This is a genomic window from Vallitalea sediminicola, assembly GCF_054408565.1.
Map to the genome: position 1 here is coordinate 1 of NZ_BTPT01000182.1, position 286 is coordinate 286.

Genomic DNA, 286 nt, shown 5'->3' on the forward strand with positions numbered 1-286 from the left:
AATGATTGGATTGAAGAAGCAGCTAGAAGAGGACTTCCTAACCTTTCATCAACAGTTGAAGCGTATACTTACTTTGATAAACCAGAAGCTCTTGAATTATTTGAAAGACATGGTGTTTTCACAAAAGGTGAAGTAGTATCAAGAAAAGAGATTGTTTTTGAAGAATATGCCAAAATAATCAATATTGAAGGACTTACAATGTCTCAAATGGTTAAGAAACAAATTATTCCTGCATGTATCAATTACATGACTGGTGTTGCTGATAGATTCAGCAACACCAGTCATG

At 33.9% G+C, this 286-nt stretch carries 1 pseudogene; it reads left to right on the plus strand.

Annotation, left to right across the window (positions count from 1 at the left end):
- Positions 1-286: pseudogene (locus ACX6CF_RS26345) on the plus strand (glutamine synthetase type III); the annotation flags it as partial.